The 6,047-nt window shown below is 64.8% G+C and carries 8 protein-coding genes and 1 pseudogene; all 9 read left to right on the forward strand.

Going from position 1 to position 6,047, the window contains the following annotated elements:
- Nucleotides 1–139: 139 nt before the first annotated feature.
- A pseudogene (locus VLG41_RS12305) lies at nucleotides 140–529 on the forward strand (EscN/YscN/HrcN family type III secretion system ATPase); the annotation flags it as partial.
- Nucleotides 530–863: 334 nt separating this feature from the next.
- Nucleotides 864–1,292, forward strand: coding sequence for a CopD family protein (locus tag VLG41_RS12310; protein WP_325349697.1), 429 nt, complete (start codon nucleotides 864–866; stop codon nucleotides 1,290–1,292).
- A gap of 7 nt (nucleotides 1,293–1,299) precedes the next feature.
- Nucleotides 1,300–2,415, forward strand: a complete 1,116-nt coding sequence (locus VLG41_RS12315; RefSeq protein ID WP_325349698.1) for a VanZ family protein — start codon at nucleotides 1,300–1,302, stop codon at nucleotides 2,413–2,415.
- A 9-nt stretch (nucleotides 2,416–2,424) separates the two neighbouring features.
- Nucleotides 2,425–2,778, forward strand: a complete 354-nt coding sequence (locus VLG41_RS12320) for a (2Fe-2S) ferredoxin domain-containing protein (RefSeq protein WP_325349699.1) — start codon at nucleotides 2,425–2,427, stop codon at nucleotides 2,776–2,778.
- A gap of 1 nt (nucleotide 2,779) precedes the next feature.
- On the forward strand, nucleotides 2,780–3,403 hold the full coding sequence (locus VLG41_RS12325; RefSeq protein WP_325349700.1) for an alpha/beta hydrolase: 624 nt from the start codon (nucleotides 2,780–2,782) through the stop codon (nucleotides 3,401–3,403).
- A gap of 39 nt (nucleotides 3,404–3,442) precedes the next feature.
- Nucleotides 3,443–4,621 (forward strand): D-alanyl-D-alanine carboxypeptidase family protein, encoded by a 1,179-nt coding sequence (locus tag VLG41_RS12330; protein WP_325349701.1) that lies wholly within the window; start codon nucleotides 3,443–3,445, stop codon nucleotides 4,619–4,621.
- A gap of 119 nt (nucleotides 4,622–4,740) precedes the next feature.
- Nucleotides 4,741–5,118 (forward strand): 30S ribosomal protein S12, encoded by a 378-nt coding sequence (gene rpsL / locus VLG41_RS12335; protein ID WP_009516237.1) that lies wholly within the window; start codon nucleotides 4,741–4,743, stop codon nucleotides 5,116–5,118.
- 150 nt (nucleotides 5,119–5,268) lie between these two features.
- Nucleotides 5,269–5,739, forward strand: a complete 471-nt coding sequence (rpsG, locus tag VLG41_RS12340) for a 30S ribosomal protein S7 (protein WP_009516238.1) — start codon at nucleotides 5,269–5,271, stop codon at nucleotides 5,737–5,739.
- A gap of 89 nt (nucleotides 5,740–5,828) precedes the next feature.
- Nucleotides 5,829–6,047, forward strand: a 219-nt coding sequence (locus tag VLG41_RS12345; RefSeq protein WP_325349702.1) for a GTP-binding protein, incomplete at its 3' end; no start/stop codon positions are given.

The following is a 6,047-nucleotide window of genomic DNA, read 5'->3' on the forward strand; positions in this document are numbered from 1 at the left end:
TGGGTTCATGCTGGGGCTTAGCAACCCGCGAGCCAAGCACAAGTACCGACCCGGAAACTCCCCGGGGAACCGCCGCCACAGCGTGTGGCAGGCACTTGACCGTCATTCGGCCTAGTCGACCGCCCAAGCCGGCTGGCCCTATACGGTGCTGGTCGAGGGCGATGACATGACTGAGCCCGTGGCGGACGAAACCCGATCGATCCTCGATGGACACATCGTGCTGTCGCGCAAGCTGGCGGCCGCCAATCACTACCCAGCCATTGATGTGCTCGCGTCGGCCTCTCGGGTCATGGGTGCGCTGATCTCGCCGGAGCACAGGGCCGCGGCCGGCCGAGTGCGCGAGCTGCTCGCCAAATACGACGAGATCGAGCTGTTGCTCAAGGTGGGCGAGTACAAAAAGGGCTCAGACCGCGTCGCCGACCTGGCGATCGAACGCCGTGAGGCCATCATGGCTTTCTTGCGACAGCCCACGCACGAACTGTCCGGCCTCGACGCCGCGATCAAGCAGCTGCGCTCTCTGGCGGCCTGAACGTTCGCTCGGGCGTCCGCGCCCTTCCTTGTCCATCCTGCAGGCCCCTACGCCCGGGTCTTCGAAAGGCGGCCGCGCCGGTATTTCCGGAACCGAGGGGAATGAACTATGCGTTTGACGCATGGAGTGTCAAATTTGACAGGGGCCTGGATTGCCAAAGCGAGATTTCGCGCTAAAATCTAGGCGGGTGCCGCAAGGTACTCCCCGCTTTTCCTCCCTGAGCGGGTGCCTTAGTGTGTGACAGCAAAAAGGCTTCCCAACCCGGCCCTTGGCCGGGTTTTTTTTGCCTTGTCGCCGCAAGGGGGCTGTGGGCCACGGGAACTACACTGCCTCCATGCTCTGGGTCAAAGCCTTCCACATCGTATTCGTGGCGAGCTGGTTCGCCGGCCTTTTTTATCTTCCGCGCATCTTCGTCAACTTAGCCATGGTGCCTCCCGAGAGTGTGGCCGAGCGGGCGCGATTGCTGCTGATGGCTCGCAAGCTGCTGCGGTTCACCAGCTTGCTGGCGGTCCCTGCCTTGGCCCTGGGGCTGTGGCTGTGGTTGGGGTACGGCATCGGGCGTGGGCCCGGCAATGGATGGATGCACGCCAAGCTGGCCGTCGTAGCTTTGGTTCTCGGGTATCACCACGCGTGTGGGATGTTGCTGCGCCGCTTCGAAAGTGGCGCGCACCAACGCGACCACTTCTGGTACCGCTGGTTCAACGAAGTGCCGGTGCTGTTGCTGATCGCAGCCGTGGTGCTGGTGGTGGTCAAGCCGTTCTGAGCGCCAGATGGCAATGGGTTCGCGGACCTCGGCCTGGCCTTTGGCGGTGCTGTATGCCGGGTTGATCGCTTATGCCAGCCTATATCCATTCACCGGCTGGCGCGTGCAAGGCGTGGAGCCCTGGTCTTGGGTCTGGGCGCCTTGGCCGCAGTACTGGACCGGTTTTGATATGTGGTCCAACTTCGTGGGTTATATGCCGCTGGGGGCCCTGTTGGCTGTGGCGGCGCTTCGATTGGGGTGGCGCCGGGGAGCCTTCTGGTGGGGGGCTGCCGGCGCAATGATCTTGTCCGTCACCGTGGAGAGTCTGCAGACGTTCTTGCCTGGGCGTGTTCCCTCTAATGTGGATTTCGGCCTCAACTCGTTCGGCGGGTTGGTGGGCGCGGGCATGATGGTCGTGCTGGATCGTTGGGGGGGGCTGGCGCGATGGAGCCGCTTTCGCGATGAATGGTTCGCGCCGGGTGCGCACGGGGGGCTGGTGTTGCTGGCCTTGTGGCCATTGGCCTTGCTGTATCCCGCTTCGGTGCCATTCGGGCTGGGACAGGTGGCCGACCGGCTGGTGGCGGCATTGGCCGACTGGCTGTGGGACACGCCCTTCGTCGTCTGGCTGCCCGCGCGCTCGGAGCAGGCCCTCCCCCTGAGCCTGCTGACGCAGGCCTTCTGCATCGCGCTGAGCTTGTTGGCGCCCTTGCTGATGGCCTTTGGCGACATGCGAGCCTGGTGGCGACGTGTGGCGTTTCTTCCCTTGTTCTTTGGCGGGGCCACGCTGGCGGCCGGGCTCTCGTCTGCCCTGACCCATGGCCCTTCCCACGCCTGGGCCTGGCTCAGCCCGGTCACCCTGGTCGGTATGGGCGCGGCTCTGCTGGCCTCGTTGCTGTGTCTACCCTTGTCGCGAAGGGTCTGCCACGCGGTGATGCTGTTGTGCCTGGGTGTGACGCTCACGCTGCTCAACCGTGCGCCCGAGGTGCCCTATCTGGTGCAATCGCTTGAGGTCTGGGAGCAGGGGCGCTTCATCCGCTTCCATGGCCTGTCTCAGTGGTTGGGATGGCTGTGGCCCTTTGCGGCCATCCTGTTCGGTTTGCGGGCCGTGGCCCGCCCGCCCGCAAGGGCCGAGGGGGCGGCCTAGAATCCCGTCATGTCCAGCGGCACACCTCTTCCTCCGGCCTCCTACTATCAGCGGCACATTTTTTTCTGTCTCAATCAGCGCGAGGGCGGCGAGGCCTGTTGCGCCGATCACAAGGCCGAAGACGCGTTCGCCCGGTGCAAGTCACGCGCCAAGGCGCTGGGCTTGCTGGGCCCCGGTGGTGTGCGCGTCAATCGCGCGGGCTGCCTTGACCGTTGCGCCGGCGGGCCGATCGCGGTGGTGTACCCGGAGGCTGTCTGGTACAGCTATGTCGATCAACACGACATCGATGAGATCGTTGAATCGCACCTGCGTGATGGAGTGGTCGTCGAGCGGCTGTTGACGCCACCCGACGTGGGGCGCTGAGGTGAACGCTCAAACCGAATCCCGCCTGATCGATGGGCCGGTGGGCGCCATCGAACTCGCTATCGACCGGCCTGACGGCGCGGCCCGCGCCACGGCCCTCATCGCGCATCCGCACCCCTTGCATGGGGGCACGCTCACCAACAAGGTGGTCCAGACCCTGGCCCGGGCGGCCGTGCTCGCGGGTATGGTGGCGGTGCGCTTCAACTTCCGGGGGGTTGGGCGCAGCGGCGGGCACTACGACGAGGGGCGCGGCGAGGTCGACGACCTGATGGCTGTGGTTCAGTCGGAGGCGCCATCGGGCTCCCTGGTCATGGCGGGCTTTTCGTTTGGTTCTTTTGTCACCAGCCAGGCCTTGCAGCGCCTGCATCCCGGGCGGGATGTGCGTCACGTGGTGCTGGTGGGCACGGCGGCCAGCCGGTTTTCCGTGTCGCCGATCGCCGAGGAACTTCGTTCGCGGACCCTGGTCGTTCACGGCGAGCTCGATGACACCGTGCCGCTCAGCGCGGTCATGGACTGGGCCCGCCCTCAGTCGCTGCCGGTGCTCGTGGTGCCCGGCGGTGGCCACTTCTTCCACGGCCAGTTGCCTCTGTTGCGTGAGCTGGTGTGGCGCCATTGGCGGGCCTGAGCCCGCTGGCACCGATTTATTTCATAGGACCTTGAGTTGATGATCCGTTTTCGTTCCCTGATCGCCGGCCTCGCGCTGTCGCTGACCCTGCTCGCACCCGCCGCGGCTCAGATGCCTCAGCCGCCAGAAATCGCCGCTCGCGCCTATGTGCTGCTGGATGTGACCACCGGGCAGGTGCTGGCAAGCAAGGACCCCGACGCCCCGGTCGAGCCCGCATCGCTCACCAAGCTGATGTCGGCCTACTTGGTGTTTGACGCTCTGCGGTCCGGCAAGATCACGCTTACCCAGACCTTTGGCGTGAGTGAGCGCGCCTGGAAAACCCCGGGTTCGCGCATGTTCATCGAGCCGCGCATGCAAGTGCCGGTCGAGGACCTCATCAAGGGCATGATTGTGCAGTCGGGCAACGACGCTACCGTGGCCCTGGCCGAGGGGGTGGCGGGTTCGGTCGATCGGTTCGTCGAGCTCATGAACCAGCAGGCCAAGGCGTTGGGCATGACGGCCACGGGCTATCGCAACCCGGAGGGCCTGACTGCCCCGGGGCATGTGACCACCGCGCGCGACCTCGCCACGCTGTCCACGCGGCTGATGAACGATTTTCCGCAGTATGTCGGCTACTACTCCATCCAGCGCTATCGCTACCCGGGTACGCCAGCCACCAACGACACGAACCGCAACCTGCTGCTGTTCCGTGACCCCACGGTCGACGGTCTGAAGACCGGCCACACCGACGCGGCGGGCTACTGCCTGGTGGCGACGGCGCGCCGGCCGGTGCCCGGGCTGGGGGACGGGCCGGCCGGCCAGCGCCGCCTGTTGTCGGTCATGCTGGGCACCTCGAGTGAGAACGCCCGGGCAGCCGAATCGCAAAAGCTGCTGAACTGGGGTTACACGGCCTTCGACACCGTGCGCTTGCTGGCCGCCAACCAGCCGGCGGCCGAGCCACGCATCTGGAAGGGCAAGTCCGATACCGTCAAGCTGGGCCGCGCCGAGGGGGTGATCGTCTCGGTGCCGGCGGGTGAGGGTGGGGGCCTGAAGTCCCAAGTCGTGCGTCCCGACCCGCTGGTCGCGCCTTTGCAGAAAGGGCAGGGGGTGGGCACGCTGCGTGTGACTACCGCCGCGGGACAGTCTGTGGTCGAGGTGCCGCTGACGGTGCTCGAGACGGTGGAGGAGGCGGGCATTTTCGGGCGCGCCTGGGACGCCATCCGCCTCTGGATCCAGTGATCTGCCAAATGGGGGCGTTGGCTCTGGTTGGCGCGGCCAACCGCTCGGTGCTACACTAGTAGGCTTTTCGGAATTTTCCGAGAAGCTTTGCCGTTTTCAAACGTTTAGGGACGTTTTCAATGCCAACCATCAACCAGCTCGTGCGCCACGGCCGGGAGGTCGAAAAGACCAAATCCAAGAGCCCGGCCATGGAAAACTCGCCGCAGCGTCGCGGCGTGTGCACCCGCGTGTACACCACGACGCCGAAGAAGCCGAACTCGGCGCTTCGCAAGGTCGCCAAAGTCCGTCTGACCAACGGTTTCGAAGTCATCTCCTACATCGGCGGTGAAGGTCACAACCTGCAGGAGCACAGCGTCGTGCTGGTGCGCGGCGGTCGTGTGAAAGACCTTCCCGGCGTTCGCTACCACATCGTGCGCGGCTCGCTGGACCTGCAGGGTGTGAAGGACCGGAAGCAGGCCCGTTCGAAGTACGGCGCCAAGCGTCCCAAGAAGGCCTGATTGGCCGTCATTCGGTGCCGCCCGGTTTTGACGAGCCGGACCGGCGTAGTGACCTTGAACAAAGGTCGAGTAAGTGCAGATCCCCAATGGGTCTGCGGGGTGTCTGGATCAGAAGGACGTCCGGACATCAACTGAAGCAAGAGGTGAATCATGCCCCGTCGTCGCGAAGTCCCTAAACGTGAAATCCTGCCGGATCCCAAATTCGGCAATGTCGAGCTTTCCAAGTTCATGAACGTGATCATGGAAGGCGGCAAGAAGGCCGTGGCCGAGCGCATCATCTATGGTGCGCTCGAGCAGATCGAGAAGAAGACCGGCAAGGATCCGGTCGAGATCTTCTCCACGGCCATCAACAACGTCAAACCCATGGTGGAGGTCAAGAGCCGCCGCGTGGGCGGCGCCAACTACCAGGTGCCGGTCGAAGTGCGTCCGGTGCGCCGTCTGGCGCTGTCGATGCGCTGGATCAAGGAAGCCGCGCGCAAGCGCAGCGAGAAGTCGATGGCGATGCGCCTGGCCAACGAGCTGGTCGAGGCCACCGAAGGCCGCGGCGGCGCGATGAAGCGCCGCGACGAAGTGCATCGCATGGCCGAAGCCAACAAGGCCTTCAGCCACTTCCGCTTCTGATCCAGGCCAGTCCTCTTCGATCAACCTGAACCGAGAGCCCGCAATCCCCATCCCGGGGTGGCGGGCTTGAACCTTTCCGGAGTATTTCCATGTCCCGCACCACGCCCCTTGAGCGCTACCGCAACATCGGTATTTCCGCGCACATCGACGCCGGCAAAACCACCACAACCGAGCGCATCCTGTTCTACACCGGCGTGAACCACAAGATCGGTGAAGTGCACGACGGCGCCGCCACCATGGACTGGATGGAGCAGGAGCAGGAGCGCGGCATCACGATCACGTCCGCTGCCACGACCTGCTTCTGGAAA

The sequence above is a fragment of the Hydrogenophaga sp. genome, assembly GCF_035481345.1.
Classification (GTDB): Bacteria; Pseudomonadota; Gammaproteobacteria; order Burkholderiales; family Burkholderiaceae_C; genus Hydrogenophaga.